Origin of the sequence: Streptacidiphilus rugosus AM-16, assembly GCF_000744655.1 — a bacterium.
Taxonomy (GTDB): domain Bacteria; phylum Actinomycetota; class Actinomycetes; order Streptomycetales; family Streptomycetaceae; genus Streptacidiphilus; species Streptacidiphilus rugosus.
On sequence record NZ_JQMJ01000004.1, the window covers coordinates 5,892,114 to 5,917,528 of the forward strand.

23 protein-coding genes are annotated in these 25,415 nt (G+C 71.3%); 7 read left to right on the forward strand and 16 right to left on the reverse strand.

The features are described from left to right. Window positions 1–472 precede the first annotated feature (472 nt). Window positions 473–709: a DUF7455 domain-containing protein gene (locus tag BS83_RS35780; protein WP_037607471.1), complete on the forward strand. Its 237-nt coding sequence runs from the start codon at window positions 473–475 to the stop codon at window positions 707–709. Window positions 710–959: 250 nt separating this feature from the next. Here the strand turns inward: BS83_RS35780 and BS83_RS35785 are convergent, their stop codons facing one another. Together BS83_RS35785 and BS83_RS35790 are read right to left on the reverse strand one after the other, a co-directional pair. Continuing rightward, window positions 960–1,790, reverse strand: coding sequence for a S1 family peptidase (locus BS83_RS35785; RefSeq protein ID WP_051944646.1), 831 nt, complete (start codon window positions 1,788–1,790; stop codon window positions 960–962). A 144-nt stretch (window positions 1,791–1,934) separates the two neighbouring features. After that, window positions 1,935–3,575, reverse strand: a complete 1,641-nt coding sequence (locus BS83_RS35790; protein ID WP_084714644.1) for an RNA polymerase sigma factor — start codon at window positions 3,573–3,575, stop codon at window positions 1,935–1,937. Between BS83_RS35790 and BS83_RS45980 the strand changes: the two genes are divergently transcribed. Continuing rightward, a complete protein-coding gene (locus BS83_RS45980; protein ID WP_037607473.1) occupies window positions 3,556–3,822 on the forward strand; it encodes a hypothetical protein in 267 nt (88 codons plus the stop codon). The genes BS83_RS35790 and BS83_RS45980 overlap by 20 nt on opposite strands. A gap of 112 nt (window positions 3,823–3,934) precedes the next feature. On the opposite strand, the gene BS83_RS35800 is transcribed toward BS83_RS45980, so the two are convergent. The 5 genes from BS83_RS35800 to BS83_RS35820 form a co-directional block, all read right to left on the reverse strand. Further along, window positions 3,935–4,876, reverse strand: a complete 942-nt coding sequence (locus BS83_RS35800; protein ID WP_037607474.1) for a FadR/GntR family transcriptional regulator — start codon at window positions 4,874–4,876, stop codon at window positions 3,935–3,937. Window positions 4,877–5,170: 294 nt separating this feature from the next. Next, window positions 5,171–5,977: a hypothetical protein gene (locus BS83_RS35805; protein ID WP_037607475.1), complete on the reverse strand. Its 807-nt coding sequence runs from the start codon at window positions 5,975–5,977 to the stop codon at window positions 5,171–5,173. 250 nt (window positions 5,978–6,227) lie between these two features. Further along, window positions 6,228–7,505, reverse strand: a complete 1,278-nt coding sequence (locus BS83_RS35810; RefSeq protein ID WP_051944650.1) for an ATP-binding cassette domain-containing protein — start codon at window positions 7,503–7,505, stop codon at window positions 6,228–6,230. A gap of 187 nt (window positions 7,506–7,692) precedes the next feature. Continuing rightward, window positions 7,693–8,442, reverse strand: coding sequence for an NUDIX hydrolase (locus BS83_RS35815; protein WP_037607476.1), 750 nt, complete (start codon window positions 8,440–8,442; stop codon window positions 7,693–7,695). 42 nt (window positions 8,443–8,484) lie between these two features. Next, window positions 8,485–9,687, reverse strand: coding sequence for a DUF4192 domain-containing protein (locus tag BS83_RS35820; protein WP_198035380.1), 1,203 nt, complete (start codon window positions 9,685–9,687; stop codon window positions 8,485–8,487). Between the two features lie 181 nt (window positions 9,688–9,868). Between BS83_RS35820 and BS83_RS35825 the strand changes: the two genes are divergently transcribed. Continuing rightward, window positions 9,869–12,055, forward strand: a complete 2,187-nt coding sequence (locus tag BS83_RS35825; protein WP_037607477.1) for a RecQ family ATP-dependent DNA helicase — start codon at window positions 9,869–9,871, stop codon at window positions 12,053–12,055. Between the two features lie 244 nt (window positions 12,056–12,299). Next, complete coding sequence (locus tag BS83_RS35830) at window positions 12,300–12,953, forward strand: hypothetical protein (protein WP_157597465.1); 654 nt, start codon at window positions 12,300–12,302, stop codon at window positions 12,951–12,953. A 126-nt stretch (window positions 12,954–13,079) separates the two neighbouring features. On the opposite strand, the gene BS83_RS35835 is transcribed toward BS83_RS35830, so the two are convergent. The 3 genes from BS83_RS35835 to BS83_RS35845 all read right to left on the reverse strand — a co-directional run bounded on the left by BS83_RS35835 (window position 13,080) and on the right by BS83_RS35845 (window position 15,367). After that, window positions 13,080–13,535, reverse strand: a complete 456-nt coding sequence (locus BS83_RS35835) for a hypothetical protein (protein ID WP_051944656.1) — start codon at window positions 13,533–13,535, stop codon at window positions 13,080–13,082. Between the two features lie 396 nt (window positions 13,536–13,931). Beyond that, window positions 13,932–14,618, reverse strand: a complete 687-nt coding sequence (locus BS83_RS35840) for a ribonuclease HII (protein ID WP_037607478.1) — start codon at window positions 14,616–14,618, stop codon at window positions 13,932–13,934. A 152-nt stretch (window positions 14,619–14,770) separates the two neighbouring features. Beyond that, window positions 14,771–15,367, reverse strand: a complete 597-nt coding sequence (locus BS83_RS35845) for a TetR/AcrR family transcriptional regulator (RefSeq protein WP_037607479.1) — start codon at window positions 15,365–15,367, stop codon at window positions 14,771–14,773. A gap of 169 nt (window positions 15,368–15,536) precedes the next feature. Here BS83_RS35845 and BS83_RS35850 point away from each other — a divergent pair, with 169 nt between their 5' ends. Both BS83_RS35850 and dapA read left to right on the forward strand, forming a co-directional pair. After that, complete coding sequence (locus tag BS83_RS35850; protein WP_051944659.1) at window positions 15,537–17,033, forward strand: MFS transporter; 1,497 nt, start codon at window positions 15,537–15,539, stop codon at window positions 17,031–17,033. 77 nt (window positions 17,034–17,110) lie between these two features. Continuing rightward, window positions 17,111–18,022: a 4-hydroxy-tetrahydrodipicolinate synthase gene (gene dapA / locus BS83_RS35855; protein WP_037607480.1), complete on the forward strand. Its 912-nt coding sequence runs from the start codon at window positions 17,111–17,113 to the stop codon at window positions 18,020–18,022. On the opposite strand, the gene BS83_RS35860 is transcribed toward dapA, so the two are convergent. The 6 genes from BS83_RS35860 to nrdR all read right to left on the reverse strand — a co-directional run bounded on the left by BS83_RS35860 (window position 17,998) and on the right by nrdR (window position 24,036). Further along, on the reverse strand, window positions 17,998–18,297 hold the full coding sequence (locus tag BS83_RS35860; protein WP_037607481.1) for a YciI family protein: 300 nt from the start codon (window positions 18,295–18,297) through the stop codon (window positions 17,998–18,000). The two genes, dapA and BS83_RS35860, sit on opposite strands and share 25 nt — an antisense overlap. A gap of 30 nt (window positions 18,298–18,327) precedes the next feature. Continuing rightward, entirely contained in the window at window positions 18,328–18,960 is a 633-nt protein-coding gene (locus BS83_RS35865) for a histidine phosphatase family protein (protein ID WP_037607482.1), read from the reverse strand. A gap of 51 nt (window positions 18,961–19,011) precedes the next feature. Next, entirely contained in the window at window positions 19,012–19,668 is a 657-nt protein-coding gene (locus BS83_RS35870) for a hypothetical protein (RefSeq protein WP_037607483.1), read from the reverse strand. Beyond that, on the reverse strand, window positions 19,652–20,437 hold the full coding sequence (locus tag BS83_RS45985) for a hypothetical protein (protein WP_157597466.1): 786 nt from the start codon (window positions 20,435–20,437) through the stop codon (window positions 19,652–19,654). Before BS83_RS45985 ends, BS83_RS35870 begins: the two co-directional genes overlap by 17 nt. A 115-nt stretch (window positions 20,438–20,552) precedes the next feature. After that, window positions 20,553–23,456: a vitamin B12-dependent ribonucleotide reductase gene (locus tag BS83_RS35880; protein WP_037607485.1), complete on the reverse strand. Its 2,904-nt coding sequence runs from the start codon at window positions 23,454–23,456 to the stop codon at window positions 20,553–20,555. 112 nt (window positions 23,457–23,568) lie between these two features. Next, window positions 23,569–24,036: a transcriptional regulator NrdR gene (nrdR, locus tag BS83_RS35885; RefSeq protein WP_051944663.1), complete on the reverse strand. Its 468-nt coding sequence runs from the start codon at window positions 24,034–24,036 to the stop codon at window positions 23,569–23,571. A gap of 500 nt (window positions 24,037–24,536) precedes the next feature. On the opposite strand from nrdR, the gene lexA reads away from it, so the two are divergent. Beyond that, complete coding sequence (gene lexA / locus BS83_RS35890) at window positions 24,537–25,370, forward strand: transcriptional repressor LexA (protein ID WP_232248608.1); 834 nt, start codon at window positions 24,537–24,539, stop codon at window positions 25,368–25,370. Window positions 25,371–25,415 lie beyond the last annotated feature (45 nt).

Consider the following 25,415-nt stretch of genomic DNA (forward strand, 5'->3'; position numbering starts at 1 on the left):
ATGCTCCTCTGCTGCTCTCTTGCTTCTGCTGCTTCTTCGCTTTTTCGGCTGCTTCGACTTCTGCTTGCTGCGAACAAGAGCCCCTTCCCTGGCTTCGAGCCGGGGGGCCAAGGCACCATGGCAGGAATGCTGCCGGGATGCAGGCTACCGGTGCGTGGGCTGGGGCTATTGCTTCCACCAAGTTGTGGCTTATGCTACGCGCACCTCGCACGGACGTTCGATAACACGTTCGAGTGATGCAAAGGTCACCACGGCGGCAGGCATGAACCGTTCGCGCTCCGGGCACGTCCTCCACTACAACAACGCACCACAGATCCACCGCACCGAAGACAGCATCGACACCAAGACCGCCGTCTCCATCCACCGAAGCCCCGGAACCACCGCTCAAAAACAAAAGCCGAGCGGGAACGAAAACAGCCTGGTTGGATGTTGACCCTGGTAAGACAGCTCGTCGAGCTAGAGAAGAGGCGACGTGACTACTAACGTTCTCACCCCCGCGACCCCGCTGACCGCTGCCGACCGCTGCGACCGCTGCGGCGCCCAGGCGTACCTCCGCGTCGTGCTCGCGTCCGGTGGAGAGCTGCTCTTCTGCGCTCACCACGGCCGCAAGTTCGAGCCTGAGCTGAAGAAGATCGCCGCCGAGATACAGGACGAGAGCGGCCGCCTGACGGCCACCACCTCCGCCTCGGCCGAGCCGGACGAGCGCTGAGCGCCGAGCCCTTGGGCAATGTCGGCGCGCTGGTGATGACGACGAGCTGAACAGAGCTGTCAGAAGCAGTGGGCGGTGGACCGAGAGGTCCACCGCCCACTGCCGTGTCGTCCGCCGGGCCGGTCGTCTGCCCGCCCTGTCGCGCATCTCACATCCGGGTCGAGCCGGGCTCCAGGGCGGCTCGCGTCAGAGCTGTCCCGTGCTCGTGCCGTCTCGTGTCAGAGCCGTCTCGCCTCAGAGCCGTCTCGCCTCAGAGCTGGCCGCGCACCGCGTCGACCATCGCCGAGAGGCGGGTGTAGACGCCGGGATGCCCGGGCTCCGCACAGCCGGTGCCCCAGGAGACGATGCCGACCAGCTTGCCGGCCACCACCAACGGGCCGCCGCTGTCCCCCTGGCAGGCGTCCCGACCGCCCAGGGTCTGCCGGCCGGCGCAGACCATGGCCCGCGGGTCGAAGGTTCCGTCGGAGCCGGAGTGGTAGTCGGCGGCGCAGGTGGTGTCCGCGATCATCGGCAGCTGCACCCGGTGCAGCGTCGAGGGGTAGGACCCGTTGCCGGTCAGATCCCCCCAGCCGAAGACCGTCGCGGTGGTTCCCGCCGCGTAGGGCGCGCCGGCTCCCCGCGCGACCATCGGCAGCACCCGGTGCGGATCCTGCGGGACGGCCAGTGTGAGCACCGCCACGTCCCACATGTTGGTGGACATGTCGTAGTCCGGATCCACCCAGGTGGAGACGACCGGCACCTCCTCGCCCGCGTCGGTGGTGAGATCGGTCCGGCCGACGATCACCTTGAGATCCGGCCGGTCCACCCGCTGCAGCGTCGACTCGTCGTACAGGCAGTGCGCCGCCGTCACCACCTTGGTCGGGCTGATCAGGGTGCCGCCGCAGAACTGCCCGGAGCGGGTGCCTCCGTAGACGGAGCGGCTGGCGACCGCGACCATCCACGGATCGTCCCCCGTGCTCGCCCGCACGCCTCCCACGATGGCGGAGGCAGGCGTCGCGGGGACGGCCAGGGCCGTGGGCAGCGCGGCGAGCAGGACGAGCAGGGCGCGCCTCCGCCTGGGTGACCTCGTACGTGCTCCCACCGTGATCCTTCCGCCGCGCACACTCCTGTCGCGCCACAGCGTAGGCGTCCGGATACGCAACGTGCCCACCCGCCACGCGAGGTGGCCGATGGGCACATGTGCACTACGGGTGACGCCCCGGCTCGCGCCGGGGCGTCGGACCGGTCAGTCCAGGTAGTCGCGGAGCACCTGGGAGCGCGACGGGTGGCGCAGCTTCGACATGGTCTTGGACTCGATCTGGCGGATGCGCTCACGGGTGACCCCGTAGACCTTGCCGATCTCGTCCAGGGTCTTCGGCTGACCGTCGGTCAGACCGAAGCGCATGGAGACCACGCCGGCCTCGCGCTCGCTCAGGGTGTCCAGCACCGAGTGGAGCTGCTCCTGGAGCAGGGTGAAGGACACCGCGTCGGCCGGGACGACCGCCTCGGAGTCCTCGATCAGGTCACCGAACTCGCTGTCGCCGTCCTCACCGAGGGGGGTGTGCAGCGAGATGGGCTCGCGCCCGTACTTCTGGACCTCGACGACCTTCTCGGGCGTCATGTCCAGCTCCTTGGCCAACTCCTCCGGGGTGGGCTCGCGGCCCAGGTCCTGGAGCATCTGGCGCTGGACGCGGGCCAGCTTGTTGATGACCTCGACCATGTGCACCGGGATGCGGATGGTACGGGCCTGGTCCGCCATGGCGCGCGTGATCGCCTGACGGATCCACCAGGTGGCATAGGTCGAGAACTTGTAGCCCTTGGTGTAGTCGAACTTCTCGACCGCACGGATCAGACCGAGGTTGCCCTCCTGGATCAGGTCCAGGAAGAGCATGCCGCGACCGGTGTAGCGCTTGGCCAGCGAGACCACCAGGCGGAGGTTGGCCTCCAGCAGGTGGTTCTTGGCGCGGCGGCCGTCCTCGGCGATGATCTCCAGCTCGCGCTGCAGACGCGGGGCCAGCTTGTCCTCGGCTGCCAGCTTGTCCTCGGCGAAGAGACCGGCCTCGATGCGCTTGGCGAGCTCGACCTCCTGCTCGGCGTTGAGCAGCGGGACCTTACCGATCTGCTTGAGGTAGTCCTTGACCGGGTCGGCCGTGGCGCCGGCCACGGCGACCTGCTGCGCCGGAGCGTCGTCCTCGTCCTCGTCGGAGAGGACGAAGCCCTCCGACTCCTCCTCGCCCTCGGCGGGCTCGCCCTCGGCCGGAGCGGCGGCGGCCGTCTCCTCGAGCAGCTCGTCCTCGCCGGCCAGCGCCTCTTCGCCCTCGGCGCCCTCGCCCTTGCCGGGAGCAGCCTTGGCCGCGGTCTTCTTCGCGGCGGTCTTCTTGGCAGGAGCAGCCTTCTTGGCGGGAGCGGCCTTCTTGGCCACGGCCTTCTTCGCCGCCTCGGTCCCGCCGGTCACGACCGCCTCGACCGCGACCGGAGCGGCGACGGTCTCGGAGACGGAGGTGGACACCGGGGCCGCCACGGCGGCACGCGGAACAGCGGTACGGGTCGTGCTCGCGGCAGCCGCAGGGCGCGGAGCGACGGACTTGGTCGCCGTCGTCTTCGTGACAGTGCTCTTCGCCGCGACGCTCTTCCGGGGGCGCTTGGGGGCGGACGACTCCGCCGCGCTCACCATCAGCGTCACACCCTCCTCATCGAGGACCTGGTTGAGGCTGCGCATGACGTTCTTCCACTTGGTGACCGGGATCTGGTCCACCTCGAAGGCATGCCGCACGTCATCGCCGGCGATCTGCCCCTGTGCCTTACCCCGCTCAATGAGCGCCATCAGAGCGGCGGACTCGGAGATCTCAGGTGGGAGGGAACGGGATGTGCTGGCCGACACGAACAACCTCTCGGACGTGAGTGGACAGAAGGCCGGCCGCGAAGGCGGCCCTCTGGAAACTTCAGTGCTGTGGTACTGGCTGGAGCTGGCGGAACCGACCGAATCAGTCACCGCCCTGGTACACATCGCTCCGCGCGGCAAAGTGTTACGCCCCACTTACGTGGTGCAGGTCACAATGCCCGGCTGGTTGCCGTTGTTGAGGTGTACCCCGTTCAACGATGCCAGATGGTCCGTCATTCCGAGTGTCGCCTGAATCGCTCAGCGCTCGGGCCCGTTCCCGGAAGCCGGGGGCCCGCAGAGACAGGGAAGGCCGCCACCCTCAAGATCACGACGGGTGGCGGCCGGGCGGGGGTACCGCGGGGCGTTCAGTGCTCGCGGGGGCCGGGGACGAGCGGGTCGACCTCCGGGTGGACGGTGAGCAGCGCCCGCATCGCCGACTCGGCCGCGGTGCCGTCCCCCGTCGCGAGCGCGTCCACCAGCCGGACGTGCAGCCCGACGGAGGGCTCGGACGGGCGGTCGCAGGCGGTGACCGGTCCGCCGGAGACGTGCAGCGCCGAGCCGACGATCCCGGCCAGGTGCTCCAGCATCTTGTTGCCGGCCATCTCCATCAGCACCGCGTGGAACTCGGCGTCCGCGCGACCGTAGGTGAGCGCGTCGCCCTGGGCCGCGGCGTGGCCCATGATCTCGGTCATGTCGTGCAGGCGCTGCTGGACCTCGTCCCGGCCGTGTCCGGCGGCGAGCCTGGCGGCCAGCGGCTCGATCGCCCAGCGCAGCTCGAACAGCTCGCGGCGCTGGTCCTCGCGCTGGGGGCCGAAGGCGCGCCACTCGATGATGTCCGGGTCGAGGAGGTTCCAGTCGGCGACGGGGCGGACCCGCGTCCCGACGTTCGGGCGCGCGCTGACGAGGCCCTTGGCCTCCAGCACGCGCAGCGACTCGCGCACGACCGTGCGGGAGACCTCGAAGCGCTGCCCGATCTCCTCGGGAACGAGCGGGCGGTCGGCGCCGAGGTCACCGGAAACGATCATCTGGCCGAGCTGCTGGACCAGCTGTCCGTGCAGGCCGCGGCCGCGACTGCCGGCGGCCCGCCGTCCGGGGCGGCCGAGCTCGGGGTCGGTCTCCCAGTGCAGCGCGGGGCCGGGCGCGGGATGAGGCGTGCCGTGGGACGCGGCGTGTGGTGCAGCGACGGAGAAACGGTCCAGCTGAGTGGACGTCATCTGGGCGGGGGGCATCGTGGGGTGCGCAACGGTACTCACGTCTCCTTTGTCGGCGATGCGACGCGCGCGCTTGAGGAATTTCGTGAAAAGCACACGAAAGGGTGATCGCCCATTGCTACACAATTGACGCCATATCGGGTGATATCGCCTACTTCTCGCTGTGCGTTGTCCCCTGTGCCCCGGCGCTGGCGCTGGACGCCGACGGCGGTCTCGGTCGGCGAGGGAGCGTCGGGCGGAGTCCGTGGCCGTCGGCCGGGCCGTGGTCGGCGGGCGGCGGGTGTTGGCGGAATCGGCGGTGTTGGCGGGGTGTGAGTCGCAGCCAGGGTGCCGCGAGGCCAGGAAGCCGGGGCGCGCAGCTGCGGCGACGGTGGCCTCGGAGCAAGGCTGTCAGAGCGCGCTGCGGCGCGGAAGCAGCAGCAGGTAGGCGAGGAGAAGCAGCCCCACCGGGGCGGCCACGGCGACCGCGAGCCCCGCCTCGGACACCACGGTGCCGCTGTGGAGACCCGAGAGCGCCCCGTAGAGCCACGCGTGCGTGGCGTCGACCGGGAAGAGCTCGTGGCGGCGAAGCGCACCCAGGCCGCCTGACTGGAGGGCCCCACGGTCGAGCAACGCCACCGCCATCGGTTCCGCCAGGATCGGCACGGTGATCAGCAGCAGCACCCCGGCAGCCGCACTGCGCAGCAGGGCGGCGCCGAGCAGTCCGATCCAGCCGCCGGCGACCACGAGCGCGAGATAACCGCCGAGCGCGGTCGGCAGCCGCCCGTGCCGGGCCGCCGCCTCGAGCGGAGCGGCGGCCGCGTGGTTCCCAAGGTGCAGCAGCAGACCGTCGACCGCGAGCGTGCCCACCCCGAGAAGGGCTGCGAAGAGCCCGACGACGAGCAGCTTCGCCAGGATCAACCCGAGCCTGCGCCGCAACGGCCGCGGCAGCGCGCCGGGGGCCGGGTAGCGAAACTCGTGTCCGGCCGACAGCGCGCCGATCACCCCGGCCCCGAGCGCCGCCACCGGCAGGGGCAGCAGCGGGAGCCCCGCGGTGAGCACCTGCACCGGGTCGACGGCCGATCCGTTGGCGGCGAGGGCGGGCCGACGCAGCGTCAACTCCGCCACGGCCGCGCTCACCGGCAGCACGAGGGCGGGGACCAGCCAGGTGGAGCGCACGCCGGTGAGACGCCGTCGCTCGTAGGTCAGTGCGTGCACGGGTCGTGGCTCACTCTCGTCTCAGCGCTTCGTGTCGGCCGTCGGGGGCCGACCGTTGCTTGCCTCGGGCAGGGCAGTCGGGTGGGGGCAGTCGGATCCGGCCCGCGGCAGGGCGTCGCGGGTCCGTGGGCGCCGGATTGTCCTCGCGGCGCGCGCGGGGCGTGTTCGCGTGGCGGGGTTCGCCGGGCCGCGTGCGCAGGGCAGGACCCACGGGGCGGGGCGGGCGGGCCGGCTCGCACCAGGGAGGTCGTCAGCTGGCGCCGTCGGCAGGATCGTCACGGAACAGGGGCTCACTCACCCGGGTGTCACGGCGCGCCTGACCGACCGCCACCGACGGCGCGGCAGACCCACCGACCTCGGCACGGGCGGCGGGCGACTCGGCGGGCTCGGCGGAGACGACCATCCGAGTCGTGATCGTCTCGCCGGGGCCGAGCGAGACCGTCGCACGGGCGGAAGTCGGCTCGGTTGCCTCCGCTCCCGTGTCGCCCTCGGGGAGGGCGTCGGACCCGGCGGTCGGCGGGATCTGCGCGCCGACGGAGGGGGGCGGAGACGTGGAGGGCTGGGGCGGGACCGGAGCGTGTTCCACGACATGGTCCGCCAGCTCGTGCAGCAGGATGCCGTGGCGGAAGGCCAGTTCGCCGACCTCGGTCCGGGCCATGCCCTCGACGGAGATCACGTTGCCGCCCTCGCGCCGCACGGTGGCACCCGCCGCCGCCAGCACGTCAGCGAGCCTTGCGACCTGGGGACCGCGTACGGAGACCTCGTCACGCAGCCGCGTCCGGCGGAACTCCTCGACGGGCTGGTCCGCGAGCAGCCGCCCGAGTTCGAGCGTGACCACGCGGTCGGCGAGCACCGCCGCCTCCTGCGGGCTGCGCAGGGTGACCAGGACTGCCCCGCCTCCGGCCGCGAAGGCGCGGAGAAAGGCGTGGAACCATTCCACGTTCTTCGGCGAGAGCCCTTCGGTGGGCTCGTCGAGGACCAGCGTGCACGGATCGCCGAGGAGTGCCTGGGCGAGTTGCAGGCGCCTGGTCATGCCGGGCGAGTAGGTCCGCAGCCGATGTTCGGCGGCCGGTCCGAGGCGCGTCTGCTCGAGGAGTTGGTCAGCGCGCCGTGCCGGGACCCCGGCTGCGGCCGCCATCATCCGCAGGTGCGCACGGGCCCTGCGGCCGGGATGCCCGGCGGGCCGGCCGGCGTCGCCGAGAACCACGCCCACCTCGCGCTCGGGGTGGGCCAGCCGCTTGTAGGGGCGGCCGTGGAAAAGAGCCGTGCCCTGGCCCTGCTCGATGCCGAGGGCCAGCCGGAGCGCGGTGCTCCGGCCCGATCCCTCGGGGCCGAGGAGTGCGGTGACCTGACCCGGACGGGCGTCGAAGGACAGGTCCAGCAGGGTCGGCCGACTCCCGCGCCGCGCGTTCCTCGTCAGCCCGATCGCCTGGAAGGGCTGGTAGGTCTGCTGGAGCCGGCGCCCCGAGGAGCCGTCCTCGGACTGCCGCTGGGCGGACTGCCACTGGGCGGGCTGGGGCTGAGCCACTGCATGGGGCTGGGTCTGGACAGACTGAGCCACGGTCGGACACCTCCGCGCTGGTCACCCCCCAACGCCAGCACGATAGACCGACATGGTTACTTTGCGTGGGATTGACTTGTACAGCGCGTAGGAGTCGCCTCGACGGCCGCCCCGGATCAGGCGCCCGACGAGGCACCCGGGTCAGTCGCCGGAATCAGGCGTCCGGACGCAGCATCGGCGGGTTGAGCACGGTGGCTCCCCCGGCGCGGAAGAGCTGGGCCGGGCGCCCGCCCTGGCGGGTGGTGGTGCCGCCCGCGGGCACCAGGAATCCGGGCGTGCCGGTCACCTTGCGGTGGAAGTTGCGGGGGTCCAGCTGAACACCCCAGACCGACTCGTAGACCCGCCTGAGCTCGCCGACGGTGAACTCCTCGGGACAGAAGGCCGTGGCGAGCGCGGAGTACTCGATCTTCGACCGGGCCCGCTCCACGCCCTCCCCGAGGATCGCGCTGTGGTCGAAGGCGAGCAGCAGTCCGTCGTCGCCCTTGCCGCGGCCGAGGAGTTCCTCGACCGGGGCCCACCGCGCGCTGCGCACGTCGCCGCCGGGGCGGGGGGTGGGCAGATCCGGCGCCAGGGCCAGATAGGCCACGCTGACCACGCGCATGCGCGGGTCACGCTGCGGGTCTCCGTAGGTGGCGAGCTGCTCGAGGTGGGCGCCGACCCCGGGGCCCTGGCCGGGGGCGCCGTGCGTGCGGAGCCCGGTCTCCTCGGCGAGCTCTCTGGCCGCCGCCTCCACCAGCCCCTCGTCGGGGCGCACGAAGCCACCGGGCAGCGCCCAGAAGCCCTGGAAGGGAGGCTCCCCCCGGCGCACCATCAGCGCGCACAGGGCATGGTCGCGCACGGTCAGGACCACCAGGTCCACGGTGACCGCGAAAGGGGGAAAGGCCGACGGATCGTAACGCGACATGCGCGCATCATAGTCGTCTCTGTGACGATAAACAGTGGGGCCTCAGTCGGTCGATCGGCCCAGGCAGCGGGGAAACGGGCCACGCCTGCGGCGTCGGGCCCCCCGCTGCCGAGCCGCGCGCTCGGCTCGCAGCGTGGCGCAGAGTGAATCCGGCACCGCACCGCAGTTGATCGCCTCGTAGAGCAACCCCGCGAAGGTGTACCCCGGATCGAGGGCCAGGGCTCGGCCGAGGGCGACCCTGGCGGTGACCGTGTCACCCGTCACCCAGGCCGTCCAGCCGAGCAGGGACAGCGGGGCGGCGGCGTGTTCGGCGAACGGCCCGACGCATCGTCGGGCGAGGTAGCGCCAGAGCCGGGAGGCGTGCGCGACGTCAGGAGGATCCAGCCATTCGGCGGCGCGGTCACGGGCCAGGCGGTCCTGCAGGCCGAGCACGATCCTGGCGGCGTCGTGGTCGTCCAGTTCGTCCTCGTCGCGGCGGAAGCGGGCGACCGCCGCGTCCACCAGTGCGGCGGTCGCCTCGCGCAGGCGCTCCCTGCCTCCGGTGCGGCCGAGTTCGGCGGCGACGGAGGGCATCTCCCGCTCGAAGGCGTGGAGCAGCGGCAGGGCGGACTCGGCCGGCAGTGGCTCCAGCTCCCGGTGGAGGTCCCGCAGGCTGCCCCGGACGTGGATGCCCGCGAAGGCCGCCGCGGCGGCGACCGGAGAGGTGCTGCCGGGCACCCGGACGAGCGCTCCGTCCGCGGGACAGCACTCCGGATCCGAGCAGCTGTACGAGTACCAGCGCCCGTCGGAGAGGCACAGCGACTCGTGGACGGGCACGCCCGCGGCCACGAACCGCTCGGCCAGCAGTGTCGCGAGCGGCCGGAGGCGTTCGGCCACCGCCCGGGGGCTTTCCCCGGGCTCCGGATCCCGGCAGAGGTAGAGGATCACCGCGTCGGGGGACCTGTCCCGCTGCTCCGACAGGGCGAGCAGGAAGCCGACCACCTCGTCCGACGCCGCGGCCCAGGCCGCGGGCGCGGGGATGTCGATCCTGACCGAGCCGCCCTGGCGGCGGCGCGGGCCCTGCAGGCCGAGCGCGACCACGCTGTCGCTCGGGTAGAAACCGAGCAGGTAGGGCAGCGCCTCGGCCATGTCGGCCGGGGTCTTCATCCGGACGACGGGACGCTCGAAGGCGGAGAACGTCCCCGAGGCCGCGGACGCCCCGGAGGACGACGAGGGGGACGACGGGCTTGGGCTGTGCTCGTTCATGGGCCGAGCGTGCCCCGCCGGATCGAGCCGCGCGACGAACCGCTCAGAGCCTGTGGACAACAGGGGGCTGTGGAAAATCTCCTCACTCGAACGAGTGAGAAGCGGAGCGAAGAATCGTTTCTCCACAGGTCCGGCGAGGCGAGTTGGCGCTTTGTCGGTGCGGCCGACTATCAATGACGGCATGGACAAGACCCAGACCCCCGATCGCGCCGCCGTGCGTGAACAGGCCGACGCCGTGCTGCGGCTCCTCGCCGGCGGCGACGCCCGCCTGCGGGAGGACCAGTGGCTCGCCATCGAGGCCCTGGTGGTCGACAAGCGCCGGGCGCTGGTCGTGCAGCGCACCGGGTGGGGCAAGTCCGCCGTCTACTTCGTCGCCACGGCCCTGTTGCGGGCCTCAGGTGCCGGGCCGACGGTCATCGTGTCCCCGCTGCTCGCCCTGATGCGGAACCAGGTCGAGTCGGCGGCCAGGGCGGGCATCGCCGCCCGCACGATCAACTCCTCCAACACCGAGGATTGGGAGTCGATCCAGGCCGAGATCACGGCCGGCACGGTCGACGTCCTGCTGGTCAGCCCGGAGCGGCTGAACAACCCGGATTTCCGGGACGAGGTGCTGCCCAGTCTCGCCGCGGCCACCGGCCTGCTCGTCGTCGACGAGGCACACTGCATCTCCGACTGGGGGCACGACTTCCGCCCCGACTACCGCCGGCTGCGCACCATGCTGGCCGAGCTCCCCACCGGGGTTCCGGTCCTGGCCACGACGGCCACCGCGAACGCCCGGGTCACCGCCGACGTCGCCGAGCAGCTCGGCACCCACGCCGGCGCCCGCACCGCGAGCGGCGAGGCGCTGGTGCTGCGCGGCCCGTTGGACCGCGAGAGCCTCGGCCTGGGTGTGCTCCAGCTGGGCGATCCCGCCCACCGCCTGGCCTGGCTCGCGGACCGGCTGGACGAACTCCCCGGCTCAGGGATCATCTACACCCTCACGGTCGCGGCGGCGGACGAGGTCGCCTCCTTCCTGCGGCAGCGCGGGCACGCCGTGGCCTCCTACTCCGGGCGCACCGAGGACGCCGAGCGGCAGTCCGCCGAGGCGGATCTGCTCGCCAACCGGGTGAAGGCCCTGGTCGCCACCTCGGCCCTGGGCATGGGCTTCGACAAGCCCGACCTGGGCTTCGTGGTCCACCTCGGCTCCCCCAACTCCCCGATCGCCTACTACCAGCAGGTGGGCCGGGCCGGACGCGGGATCAAGCACGCCGAGGTACTGCTGCTCCCGGGCGCCGAGGACGCCGCGATCTGGCGGTACTTCGCCTCTCTCGCCTTCCCCGGCGAGGATCAGGTGCGCACCACGCTCGGCGCCCTGGCGGCGCACACCACCCCCGACGGGGCTCCGCTGCCCCTCTCCACCCCGGCCCTGGAGGCCCGGGTCGATCTGCGACGCAACCGCCTGGAGACCATGCTCAAGGTCCTCGACGTCGACGGTGCGGTGCGCCGCGTCAAGGGCGGCTGGGTGGCCACCGGGCAGCCCTGGTCCTACGAGGCCGACCGCTACGCCCGGGTCGCCGAGGCGAGGGCCGGGGAGCAGCAGGCCATGCTCGACTACGCCGCCACCGGTTCCTGCCGGATGGAGTTCCTGCGCCGCCAGCTCGACGACGACCAGGCGACTCCCTGCGGCCGCTGCGACAACTGCACCGGCAGCCGTCTGCCGACCGAGGTCTCGGCCGAGACGCTGGCGGCCGCTCGCGCCGCGCTCGGTCGGCCGGGCGTCGAGGTCGAGCCCCGCAGGATGTGGCCGACGGGCCTGCCCGCCATCGGGATCGACCTGAAGGGCCGTATCCCCCCGGGCGAGCAGGCGGCCACCGGCCGGGCGCTGGGGCGGCTCTCCGACATCGGCTGGGGCACGCGGCTGCGACCGCTGCTCGCCCCCGACGCCCCCGACACGCCGGTTCCCGCCCCGGTGTTGGACGCCGTCGTCACTCTTTTGGCCGACTGGTCGCGCGGGCCTTCAGCCTGGGAGCAGCGCCCCGTCGCCGTGGTCTCGATCGCCTCGAGGACCAGGCCCGAGCTGGTGGGCAGTCTGGCGGCCGGCATCGCACGGATCGGTCGGCTGCCGCTGCTCGGCCAGGTCGGCTACGCGGCGGGGGCGGACCGCGCGCGGGGCGGGCGCGGCAACAGCGCCCAGCGGCTCAGGCAGCTCCACGGCACGCTGACGGTCCCGGACGAGCTCGCCGCCGCCTTGGCGGATCTGGGCGGCGGCCCGGTCCTGCTGGTGGACGACTACGCCGACAGCGGTTGGACTCTCGCGGTCGCCGCGCGGCTGCTGCGCCGGGCCGGCGCATCAGGCGTGTTGCCCCTGGTTCTGGCCCAGTCCGCCTGAGCGCCGGTGGAGGGACGGCAGGGTTCCGCTGGGCCGGTCGGCTGAGCGCCCCGGCCGAACGGACCAGCACGAACAGCCCGCTCGGGGGACTTATCTGTCGGAATGCCAGAAGCGGTGACACTTCCGGCAGGATCACCGTTGCCGCATGGTGCGCGGGACGTGAGAATTGGCAGGTATCCCAGCCGGACGACGTCCGTGGCTGGTGGTGCGAGATGCCCACGCATGGGCACGGGGAAGGAGGATCTTGAGCATCAGCCATCCCGCCGAGTTGCCTTCGGGCTCGTACTCCTCGGCCGTCGCTCGTTCGCTCGACTCCGCCGACTGGGCGGCGGCCGGGCTCCCGGTCCTGTCGGACCCCCGGTCCGTGGTCGAGGACCTGCACCGGATCCACCTGCCACAGCCGGGAGCCACCGTACTGGGTGTGCTCACCGCCGAGGACAGGGTCGTCGCGGGCGCTTCGTTCGCGGTGCCGGACCGGATCAGCGACGGATGGCATCTGCGCAACATCCTTCTGGCCCACCTGCGTCACACCGTCCCGCACGGCCTGCGCCGCCGGTCGCCGCTGCACAGTGTGGTGCTGCTCCAGTGCCGTCACGAGCCGGCGGGCTGGACCGACCAGGACGGGGCGTGGATGTGGGCCCTGCGTGACGCCGCCGTGCTGCACGGCCTGCGCTGCGGCGACTACATCACCATGACCGACGGCGGCTGGTCGGTGCTCGGCGGCAGCCGGAACGGCCACACCCCGCACGCCGGCTCCTGGGTCCAGCGAATCGTCAGCACCGTCAGCGAACTGCCGAGCCGCGAAGCCGGTGCGGCACAGGCGCCCATGGTCGAGGCGATCCGTCCACGGCTGGCGCTCATGCCGGCCGAAGCGGTCCCCCGCGCAGCGGCGCACTGAAGGCACCGACGGCCGACGGATCGACAGCCGACGTCGCACCGAACCACCACGGGGTGCCGGCTCCGGACGGCCCGGACGGCAGCCCGGCCGGACCGCCGACGACACTGCCCCGGTGCCGGTCCGGCGCTAACCCTGACGCGGGGCGGGCAGCGGGGTGTCGCCGCAGACGATCAACAGCGAGGTGGCCCGTCCGAGAGAAGCGGCCAGGGCGTCCTGGACCGCACCGGTGTCGCCGCCGTTGACGGCCAGCACCACGACCTCCCGACGGACCGGGCGGCAGTCGCCGACGGTCGCGTAGAAGACGTCGTCCGCCGCGTCCAGCTGCGCCCAGTAGCGCTCGGCGCCGAAGGACTGCTCGTGGATCTGCCACGGGTGGGCGGCGGCGGTGGTCAGCACCAGGATCTGGCCCGGCGCACGCCCGGCGTCCAGCAACAGGTCGACGGCCTCGTCGGCGCGCTCGATCGCGGCCTCGGGGGCGGTCGGCAGCAACTGGAGCTCGGGAAGGGTCGGCTCAGCCGCGGCCCGGCGCGGCGCGGGGCCGGGCTTCGGGATACGGGCGGGCCCGGCCGGAGGACCGGGCACCGGGCGCCGCGCCGGGGGTCCCGGCCGGGGCACGGGACGCGGGGCGGCAGCCACGCTAGAGGGTGAGGGCACTACGTTCGCGGCGGTGCGGGCTACAGGGTCCGTCTCGTCGGTGGATGGAACGCCCTGGCCCGAGTCGGTCTTGTGGATCTCCAGCTCCTCGGCACGATTTCCGGCGGCGCACCGGATGGCGTCGCACAGCGCACCAGAGCTTACTCGGTGCCTGTGAGCAGCCGATAGGGGGGCTCACTCGGCGGCGCGGCCGACGACCGAACAGTCATCCAGAGCCCCTCCCGATGCCGCCCCGGCGTTGCCGCCAGGTCATCTTTCCGGCTCTCCCGACGCAGTTGCGCCGGGAATTGACGGAGCATCATTCCAGCGGGCGAGCCGACGCCCTCAGAAGCCCAGGGCGAGCTGCTCCCCCTGATCGGCCGGCGCCTCGCGATAGGTCCGCAGGTGCCGCCACTTCGGCAGCTCGTCGAGGTAGGCCCACGAGAGCCGGTGCTGCTCGGTCGGACCGAGGCGCTCCAGAGCGGCGCGGTGGACCGGCGAGGGGTATCCGGCGTTGTCGGCGAAGGCGAAGTCCGGATAGGACTCCCCCATCTCGGCCATCATCGCGTCCCGGCGGACCTTCGCGAGCACCGAGGCCGCGGCGACGGCGATGCACGACTGGTCGCCCTTGATCACCGTGCGGACCTGCCAGGGGCCGCCGAGGTAGTTGTGCTTGCCGTCCAGGATCACGGCGTCGGGCCGCTCGGGGAGCGCCTCCAGCGCGCGGACCGCGGCGAGGCGGAGTGCGGCGGTCATGCCCAGCTCGTCGCACTCCTTGGGCGAGGCGTGACCGAGGGCGTGGGCGCGGACCCAGCCCGCCAGCACCGGCTCCAACTCCTCGCGCCGACGCTGGGTGAGCAGCTTCGAATCGGTGAGGCCCGGGGGCGGCTTGCGCAGCCCGGTGATCGCGGCACAGACCGTGACCGGCCCCGCCCAGGCGCCGCGCCCGACCTCGTCCACGCCCGCGACCAGCGTCGCCCCGGCGCGGCGCAGCGAGCGTTCGACGGAGTGGGAGGGCGGTTCGACGGCCATGCTCTCAGCCTAGGCCCTCCACGAACCCCGGAGTTCCACCCGGACGTCCCACCCCAAGGCCTCGCTGTGGGCAGCTCCCAGGCTCCTGGCTCCTGACCGCCGACCCCCTTCTCGACCAGGGGCCGTCCTCCGCACCGGCCACGCGGTCCGACTCAGGCGCGGAGCACCGGGAGCAGCACCTCGTCGACCAGCGCCACCGCCTCCTGCTCGGTGAAACGGCCCTGGGCGGTCTTGGCGCGGTACATCATCATGGCCGGGACCAGGTCCAGCACCATCGGTGTCGCCACTTCGGCACGCACCTCGCCTCGGGCCGCGGCCGCGGCGACCACGTCCAGGAACAGACTGTGAGCGGGGTCCAGGACGCGCTGGTGCACCAGCCCGATGAACGCCGAGGCACGTTCGTGGTCCAGTTCGCTGATCACCGCGCGGGCGGCGCAGCCGGGCCGGGAGCTCATCGCGGCGCGCAGCCGCTCCAGGACGGTCAGCAGGTCCTCCCTCAGGCTGCCGGTGTCCGGTGGGGCGCCGACCAAGGGCAGGCTGGTCCGAAGCACGTCCATGACCAGCTCCTCCTTGGAGCCCCAGCGCCGGTAGAGGCTGGCCTTCCCCGTCTGGGCGGCTGCGGCGACCGCCTCCATGCTGAGCCTGGCATAGCCGGAGACGACCAACTGCTCCAGCGTGGCCTCGAAAATCGCCTGCTCCAGAGCCGGCCCCCGGCGGCGGGCCGCCACTCGATGAGCTGTCCCGTGCATGAGCCACCTCCCCGGGGCGCGTGCGTGAGCTCGGCACTGCGGCGCAGAACCTGAGGCTTGTGTACCGGTTTGTCCGGGTTTACCGTCGACATTAGTGAACGCTTCCGTTCACTCCAAGTCAAAGCCTCCCAACCCCGAGCCACCGTGGCGATCCACCCCAGGGGGAGCCGTGGCAACTTCGAAGACCCTGACCCGCAGCGTTCCGGCCCAGGCCAGGCGTGGCCAACATCCGGGGATCTCCCTGGCCGTCATCGCCACCACCCAGCTGATGGTCGTGCTGGACATCACCATCGTCAACATCGCGCTGCCGCACATCTCCACCGCACTGCACTTCACCCCGACCAGCCTGTCCTGGGTGCTGAACGCCTACACGCTGACCTTCGGCGGCCTGCTCCTCCTCGGCGGGCGGATCGGCGACATCCTCGGCCGCCGCCCCACGTTGATCACCGGCGTACTGCTCTTCAGCCTGGCCTCCCTGCTCGGTGGCCTGGCCACCGCCTCGTGGATGCTGCTCGCGTCCCGGGCCCTGCAGGGAATCGGCGGCGCCATCGCCTCGCCGACCGCCTTCGCGCTGATCGCCACCAACTTCAAGGAGGGGCCCGAGCGCAACCGGGCCTTCGGCGTCTACGCGGCCGTGGCGGGCGCCGGCGGTGCGATCGGGCTGCTGCTCGGCGGCATGCTCACCTCCTGGCTCTCCTGGCGCTGGGTGTTCTTCGTCAACGTCCCGATCGGACTGGCCCTGGCCGCGCTGGCACCGCTCTACATCAACGACTCCGAACGCCATCCCGGCCACTTCGACCTCCCCGGCGCACTGAGCGCGACCCTGGGCATGGTCAGCCTCGTCTACGGCTTCATCCGCGCGGCGGACAGCGGCTGGACGGACACCTGGACCCTGGTCTCCTTCGCGGCGGCCATCGTGCTGCTGTCCTCCTTCCTGGTGATCGAGTCGAGGACGACGCAGCCGATCACACCGCTGAAGATGTTCCGGAACCGGAACCGCTCGGGCTCGTACGTGATGATGCTGTGCCTGGCGGCGGCGATGTTCGGGATCTTCTTCTTCATGACCCAGTTCATCCAGGACATCCTGGGGTTCAGCCCCATCAAGGCCGGCTTCGCCTTCCTGCCGATGAGCGCAGCGATCATCGTGGCCGCGCAGATCGCGGCCCGGCAGCAGACGAAGTGGGGCGCGCGGCCCTTCATGATCCTCGGCACGGTGTTGGTCACCGTGGGCGCGTTCTGGGTGACGCGACTGGACATCCACAGCAGCTACGTGGGCGGCGTGCTCGGCCCGACGGTGATCTTCGGCCTCGGCATGGGCTGCATCTTCGTTCCGGTGATGCTGACAGCGGTCTCCGGAGTGGCTCCGCACGAGGCGGGTGCGGCCACCGGCCTGCTGAACACCACCCAGCAGGTGGGCGGATCCCTCGGTCTCGCGATCCTGGTGACGGTCTTCGCCACCGCCGAGCGGAACCAGCTCAAGGTCCAGCATCCGCATCCCGATCCCAACCAGGCCTTCGTCCACGGCATGACGAGCGCCTTCTGGGTCGCGGTGGGCTTCACCCTGCTGGCCTTCGTGATGGCGGTGTTCGTGGTGCGACCGCAGGCCCGACCGTCCGGCGCCCCACCGCCCGCGGAGGCCAAGGAGGCGACCGCCGAAGAAAGCTAGACCGTTCACGAAAGCTGAAGAGTTCAGGCAAGCAGCTCGCGCTGGTCCTTGATCGAGGCGTCGACCAGGCTGGACGAATGAACGACACCTCGCAGGACACCTCCCCGGCTCTTCCTCTCGGTCGCCTCCTGGCCGCGATGGTCACCCCCTTCCACGACGACGGAAGCCTCGACCCGGACGGCGCTCAGCGACTGGCCGGGCACCTGGTGGACCAGGGCTGCGACGGCCTGGTCCTCAGCGGCACCACCGGGGAGTCGCCGACCACGACGGACGCCGAGAAGGAGACGCTGGTGCGCGCCGTCGTGGAGGCGGTCGGCGGCCGCGCACGAGTGATCGCGGGCGTCGGCACCAGCGACACCTCCCACACGGCGGCGCTTGCCCGGACGGCGGAGCGCGCGGGGGCGGACGGGCTGCTCGTGGTGACCCCGTACTACAGCAAGCCGCAGCAGGAGGGAGTCCGTCTGCACCTGCGGGCCGTCGCGGACGCGGTCTCGCTGCCGGTCATGCTCTACGACATCCCCGGCCGCACGGGCACCCGGCTCGCGGCCGAAACCCTGCGGGCGCTGGCCGGGCATCCTCGGATCGTGGCCGTCAAGGACGTCAGCTACGACCTGGCGGGCGTGGCGCGCACCATCGCCGATACCGGCCTGCACTACTACTGCGGCGCGGACGAACTGAACCTCCCGCTCGCGGCGATCGGCGCGGTCGGCGTCGTCAGCACCGTGGCCAACGTGGCGCCGCGCGAGACGCGCGCCGTTCTGGACGCCCACGCGCGCGGCGCGAACGCCGAGGCCCTGCGTCTGCACCAGCAACTGCTGCCGCTGGTCCAGGCGATGATGGACGAGGCCCCGGGAACCGTCACCGCCAAGGCGCTGCTCCGCGAGGCGGGCCTGCCCGCTGGGCCGGTGCGCCTGCCGCTGGCCGAGGCGACGGCCGAACTGCTGGAGCGGCTGCTCAAGGCCCGTCAGGAGGCATGCGGCTCGCGATAGTCGGCCAGGCACGGGGCGGTCTTGGTCGCGGTGAACTCGACCACGTCGTAGCGGGCGACACCGGCCTTCGCGAACGGGTCCTCCGCAAGCAGCACGTCCAGGGCCTCCCGGTCGAGTCCGCCGGCCAGGACGATCCCGCCCGTGCGCGGCACCTTGGCGCCGGAGGCGAGGAGGAAGCCCGCCGCGTACTGGGTGTCCAGCCACGCGCGGTGCTCCTCGATCAGTGCGTCCACCTGCTCGATCGGCGCGGTGTAGGACAGGGTGACGACGAACACGGTGGCTCCTTGCTGCTTGCCTGTTGCTGTTCAGGTCCAACGGTCGAACGGACGGTCCAGGGTATAGCGGCCGTCCGGACCGAGCAGAAGTGTCCGCGTCTCGCCGTTGTCGGGGTTGGACAGCGCCTCGAACTCGTCCACGCTCCAGTGGAACCAGCGCATGCAGAAGAGCCGCATCATCAGCCCGTGACAGACCAGCAGGACGTTGGGCGGGTAGTCGGGCCGTAGGAAGTTGCGGTGCAGCGTCTCGAAGAAGGCGCCGACCCGGTCGTAGACGTCGGCGCCGGACTCGCCCCTGGCGAACCGGTAGTAGAAGTGGCCGTAGGCGTCGCGCAGCTTCTTCTGCCGCCGGATGTCCTCCAGGTCCTGGAGGTTGCCCCAGTCCTGCTCCCGCAGCCGCGGCTCCTCCATCACCCGTACCCGGGCCGGTTCCAGTCCGAGCAGCTCCAGGGTCTGGCGGGTGCGGGTGTAGGGGGAGACGTAGACCTGGATCCGCTCCATGCCGAACATGGTCCGCAACTCGGCGCCGGCGGCGCGGGCCTGCTCGCGGCCCCTGGCGGTGAGGGTCAGCGCGTGGTCGGGTACGCGTTCGTAGATCGACTCATCGACATTCCCCTCCGACTCGCCGTGCCGGATCAGGACAATTCGTCTAGGACGGGCCATAACGGCCACCCTAGCCCAGGGGGTCGGCGGCGGCCCGGAGTATCGGGAGTATCAGCGGGGAGCGCTGTACCAGCGCCAGCGGCCCACACGCTCCCGGCCCGGCAGCTCCCCGCGGCCCGTGGCCCAGAGCAGCGTCGCCCACGGGTCGGTGTCCGTCGGGGCGTCCGGGAAGAGCCGGTGGAGCGACCGCGCGCAGAGCCCGGCGGGCGGCGTCCACTCCAGCCCCAGCCCCTCGGCCACGTCGTGCAGGTGGACGAGCGTCTCGACCAGCCCCATCGCCGCCGAACCCTCCGCGTCGGCGGTCCCGAAACCGTGGAAGGCACGGGCCTCCGGAGCGGCGGTCCTGACCATCGCCACCAGCATCGCGCCGCACGCCTCGAGCACGAGCAGCAGGCCGTCCACCCCCGCCTCCCGCTGCGCGAAGATCGTGCTCCGCGGCCTGCCCTCCCCCGGCCGGGACAGCACGAAGGGCACGAAGTCGGACGCGGGCGGCGACTGCGGACCGAGCTGGGCGGCGTAGGCGAACAGATCGTCCGCGAGGTGCTCGACCGTCTCCCAGCAGTCCCACCTGAGCGACCCGGCCGGGACGGCCCAGTCGGCCGCGTCGCGGGACGCCTGCCGCAGCAACGCGACGCCCCGCCGGACGCCCTCGGCCAGATCGTCGGCGGTCACCGGGCCGGGCGTGCGGGGCTCAGGGGCGTGGGTCATGCGGTGCCGCCTCCTTGGCGATGGCGTCGAGCAGCGGGGACAGCTTGTCCTCCAGACGCTGGTAGTCGCTCGCATGCCCGTCCGACCACTGAGCCATGCCCACCATGAGCAGGTGCCCGTATCCGGCGTAGGACTGGACGATGCCGCTGTCGGCGCCCAACTCCCGCAGACCGGACCCCTTCGGCGGCAACTGGGCGACGACTTCGAAGTCCGTCGGGTGCGTGCCGAGCACCGTGACGAGGTCGATCACGTCGTGCGGGTCGTTCATGGTGAAGACGGCGATGTTGTACTCGTCGCCGGAGACGTCCTTGTAGAGCGCGAGCGCGGCGCCGCGACAGCCGTGGTCCTGGGTGAACATCCCCGCCAGCGTCGGACCGACGGTGTCCCGGCGGACACAGCTCGCGTCCGCGACCGTCGCCACCCGCGCGTAGCCGTCCACCACCACAGGAAACGCCTGCTCGGGCGTGACCGCGCCGAAGGCCTGCACGGTCGGCCTCACCGCCGCAGGCGCCACGCTCCCCCCGCGGGCCGCCGTGACCGGCCTGGCACCGGCCTGCCGCCACGGGCCGAACCAGTAGCCGGCGCCTGCCACCGCCGCGAGGAGACAGAGGACGGAGACCGTCGCGAGCCCCCGCCGCCCACGCTTCGGTTCCGGGCGCGGCGACGCGGCCTGCTCTGCGGCACTCTGCCGGGGTGTCGCACTGCTCCTGTGGAACTCCCTGACGAACTCGTCCCACTGTTCGTCGGAGGTCCCCTGATCACCGGTCACGCGCGCACCCTAATGATCAACTGCGGGCGGTGCAACGCCGGGCGGGGCGGGCGGGAACGCCGTGAGGGCGCCGACCGAAGTCGGCGCCCTCACGGGTCATGCGTTCAGGGGGAGATCAGCTGCAGCCGCTGGTCGAGCCGCAGCCCTCGCAGAGGTAGCAACTGCCGGCACGGCGCATCTTGGTGCCGCAGGAGAAGCAGAGCGGGGCGTCGGAGTTGATGCCCTGCTGGATCTCCAGCAGCTCCGTGGAGTTGTGCGGCGCGGCGGCGGCCGGAGCGGCCGGGGCGGTCTGGATGACGACCGGGGCCGGGGCGGCGGCGCGGGGGGCGGACTGGGCCAGGCCCTCGACGTCCACGTCCTCCTCGTCGCTCGGCTCGTAGGAGCCGGTCTCCAGGTGGCGCTGGCGCTCCTCGACGGAGTGGATGCCGAGCGCGGAGCGGGTCTCGAAGGGCAGGAAGTCCAGCGCCAGGCGGCGGAAGATGTAGTCGACGATCGACTGCGCCATCCGCACGTCAGGGTCGTCGGTCAGACCGGCCGGCTCGAAGCGCATGTTGGTGAACTTCGAGACGTAGGTCTCCAGCGGAACGCCGTACTGCATGCCGACCGAGACGGCGATGGAGAAGGCGTCCATCATGCCCGCGAGGGTCGAACCCTGCTTGGACATCTTCAGGAAGACCTCGCCGAGACCGTCGTCCGGGTAGGAGTTGGCGGTCATGTAGCCCTCGGCGCCGCCCACCGTGAAGGAGGTGGTGATGCCGGGACGTCCCTTGGGAAGGCGCTTGCGGACCGGGCGGTACTCGACGACCTTCTCGGTGACCGCGGCCGGGGCGGCGGCGACCGCGGCCGAGGCCTCCTCCGGCTTCGTGTCCTTCGTCTTCGCCGAGAGGGGCTGGCCGACCTTGCAGTTGTCGCGGTAGATCGCCAGCGCCTTGACGCCGAGCTTCCAGGCCTCGAAGTAGATCTCCTCGACCTCTTCGACCGTGGCGCTCTCGGGCATGTTGACCGTCTTGGAGATGGCGCCGGAGATCCAGGGCTGGATCGCGGACATCATCCGGACGTGGCCCATCGCGGAGATGGAGCGCTCGCCCATCGCGCAGTCGAACACCTCGTAGTGCTCGGACCGCAGGCCCGGGGCGTCCACGACGTTGCCGTGCTCGGCGATGTACGCGACGACCGCCTCGACCTGCTCCTCCTGGTAGCCCAGGCGACGCAGCGCGCGCGGCACGGTGCCGTTGACGATCTGCATCGAGCCGCCGCCGACGAGCTTCTTGAACTTGACCAGGGCCAGGTCGGGCTCGACGCCGGTGGTGTCGCAGTCCATCATCAGGCCGATGGTGCCGGTCGGGGCCAGCACGGAGGCCTGCGCGTTGCGGAAACCGTTCTTCGCGCCCAGGCGGACGACGTCCTGCCAGGCCTCGGTGGCCGCGGCCCAGACCGGGGTGTCCAGGTCGTCCATGCGGGTGGCCGCGTCGTTGGCCTCGGCGTGCTGGCGCATGACGCGCTGGTGCGGCTCGGCGTTGCGGGCGTAGCCGTCGTACGGGCCGACGATGGCGGCCAGCTCGGCGGAGCGCTTGTACGCGGTGCCGGTCATCAGCGAGGTGATGGCGCCGGCCAGGGCGCGGCCGCCGGCGGAGTCGTAGGCGTGACCGGTCGCCATCAGCAGCGCGCCGAGGTTGGCGTAGCCGATGCCGAGCTGGCGGAAGGCGCGGGTGGTCTCGCCGATCTTCTGGGTGGGGAAGTCCGCGAAGCAGATGGAGATGTCCATCGCGGTGATGACCAGCTCGACGACCTTGGCGAAGTTCACCGAGTCGAAGGAGTCGTCCTCGCGCAGGAACTTCATCAGGTTCAGCGAGGCGAGGTTGCAGCTGGAGTTGTCCAGGTGCATGTACTCCGAGCAGGGGTTGGACGCGTTGATGCGGCCGGACTCGGGGCTGGTGTGCCAGTGGTTGATCGTGGAGTCGTACTGGATGCCCGGGTCGGCGCAGGCCCACGCGGCCTCGGCCATCTTGCGGAACAGGCCCTTGGCGTCGATGGTCTCGATGACCTCGCCGGTCATCCGGGCGCGCAGACCGAACTGCCTGCCCTTCTCCACGGCCTCCATGAACTCGTCGGAGACGCGCACCGAGTTGTTGGCGTTCTGGTACTGGACGGACGTGATGTCGTCGCCGCCGAGGTCCATGTCGAAGCCCGCGTCGCGCAGGGCACGGATCTTCTCCTCCTCCTTCACCTTGGTCTCGATGAAGGCCTCGACGTCCGGGTGGTCCACGTCGAGCACGACCATCTTGGCCGCGCGGCGGGTCGCGCCACCGGACTTGATGGTTCCGGCGGAGGCGTCCGCGCCGCGCATGAAGGAGACGGGGCCGGAGGCGTTGCCGCCGGAGGAGAGCAGCTCCTTGGAGGAGCGGATCCGGGAGAGGTTCAGGCCGGCGCCGGAGCCGCCCTTGAAGATCATGCCCTCTTCCTTGTACCAGTCGAGGATCGACTCCATGGAGTCGTCGACGGCCAGGATGAAGCAGGCGCTGACCTGCTGGGGCTGGGAGGTGCCGACGTTGAACCAGACCGGCGAGTTGAACGAGAAGACCTGGTGGAGGAGGGCGTAGGTCAGCTCGTGGTCGAAGATCTCGGCGTCGGCGGGCGAGGCGAAGTAGCCGTGCTTCTCACCGGCGGCGCGGTAGGTCTGCACGACGCGGTCGATGATCTGCTTGAGGCTCCACTCGCGCTGCGGGGTGCCGACCGCGCCGCGGAAGTACTTGCTGGTGACGATGTTGACCGCGTTGACCGACCAGAAGTCGGGGAACTCGACGCCGCGCTGCTCGAAGTTGATCGAGCCGTCGCGCCAGTTGGTCATGACGACGTCACGACGCTCCCAGGCGACCTCGTCGTAGGGATGGACGCCAGGAGTGGTGTAGATGCGCTCGATACGCAGTCCCGCGCCCGCCTTGGCGCCGGCTGCGGCGGGCTTGCCGCCCTTGGCCGCGCCGTTCTTACCGGTACGGGAGCCGCTGGTGGTATCTGTCATTGCCGCCTCCTCCTGGGCAAACGCCCTGAGCGCCCCGCATAGTCCCGGGGTCGCCTGCTGGTTCGTGTGTTGCTGCTGTACTGCGCGCGCACGGCTCCGAAAGTGCCGACGGTTATCCGAGTGCGGGCGCGGGGGGCCGGTCGTCGCGGAGTTCCGCGATCGCGGCCTCGAAGTCCTCGAGCGAGTCGTAGGCCCGGTAGACCGAGGCGAATCGCAGGTAGGCCACCAGGTCCAGGTCCTTGAGCGGGCCCAGTATGGCCAGACCGACATCGTGGGTGGACAGCTCGGCGGCTCCCGTGGAGCGGACGGCCTCCTCGACCCGCTGGCCCAGCAGTGCGAGGGCGTCCTCGGTGACGGGCCGGCCCTGACAGGCCTTCCGCACTCCGGTGATCACCTTGTCGCGGCTGAAGGGCTCGGTCACCCCGCTGCGCTTCACCACCATCAAGGCGGCGGTCTCCACCGTCGTGAAGCGGCGGTTGCAGTCGGGGCACTGGCGCCTGCGGCGGATCGAGCTGCCGTCGTCGGTCGTGCGCGAGTCGACGACCCGGCTGTCCGCGTGGCGGCAGAAGGGGCAGTGCACGTCCCGCTCCCCCTCCTGTGATTCATGTGTCCGCTCGGTCCGGAGCAGCCGCCAGTCTAGGCGATCCCGGAGACGGCCAAGACCACCGGGACCACAACTTGTGGGCTGCGCGCACCTATGTAACCACTAGATCTGGTGCGTCGCGCACCATTCAGGCACCGCGTGTCGTGTCCCTCGGATCACGCTTCGCGATCGGCGCAGGTCAGTCGGCGGGACCTTGGGGAGAGCCGCCGAAGACCGCCGCGAAGGTCTCACCCGAGTGGCCCCGGGCCGCCGACGGGGCCTTGCGCGGGCCCGTTTCGCCCGCAAGGCGCGGTGATCCATGAGAGGATTCGACTCGAACAAGCGATCGCACGAGAGGGTCGAAATACACCCAAAACCTTGATCACTTCAGGGTTTCTGGGAATAATTCACTCGAACGTGTGTTTGGCGCAACCTTTCGATAGGACCTACCGTTGGCCTATTCAAGGGAGAACGTCCGTAGGTTGAGAGGGGCCGCCGTGACCATCGCCGATAGCAGCACCGTCCCGGTGCAGGAACGCTCCCAGTTCGCCAGTCAGGAAGAATCGCGAAACCGAACCTCCGGCCTCGTTCCGGACCAGGCTAGCGGCCCTTCCGCCACGCACTCCTCGGGACACTCCTTGGATATTCAAGAAAGCCCCGCGCGCTCGCTTCCCGGACGCCCACCGGGCATCCGCACGGACGAGGCCGGGCTCACCGAGCGGCAGCGCCGCGTCATCGAGGTCATCCGCGACTCCGTCCAGCGCCGTGGCTACCCGCCCAGCATGCGGGAGATCGGCCAGGCCGTCGGCCTGTCCAGCACCTCCTCGGTCGCCCACCAGCTGATGGCCCTGGAGCGCAAGGGCTTTCTCCGGCGGGATCCGCACCGTCCGCGCGCGTACGAGGTGCGCGGCATGGAGGTCGCCCGGCCGGTCCCCGAGGCCAACGGCGGCCGTCCGGCCACCTCCTACGTCCCGCTGGTCGGCCGGATCGCCGCGGGTGGGCCGATCCTCGCCGAGCAGTCGGTGGAGGACGTCTTCCCGCTGCCGCGCCAACTCGTCGGCGACGGCGAGCTCTTCGTCCTGAAGGTCAGCGGCGATTCGATGATCGAGGCCGCCATCATGGACGGCGACTGGGTCACCGTCCGCCGCCAGCCGGTCGCCGAGAACGGCGACATCGTCGCCGCGATGATCGACGGCGAGGCCACGGTGAAGCGTCTCAAGCGCGAAGACGGACATATCTGGCTGATGCCGCACAACGCGGCCTACGAGCCGATTCCCGGCGACAGCGCGACGATTCTCGGCAAGGTCGTCGCGGTTCTCCGCCGGCTCTGATTCGGTCCGGAACCGGGCAGGGGCGCGACACCTCGGCTCGATCGA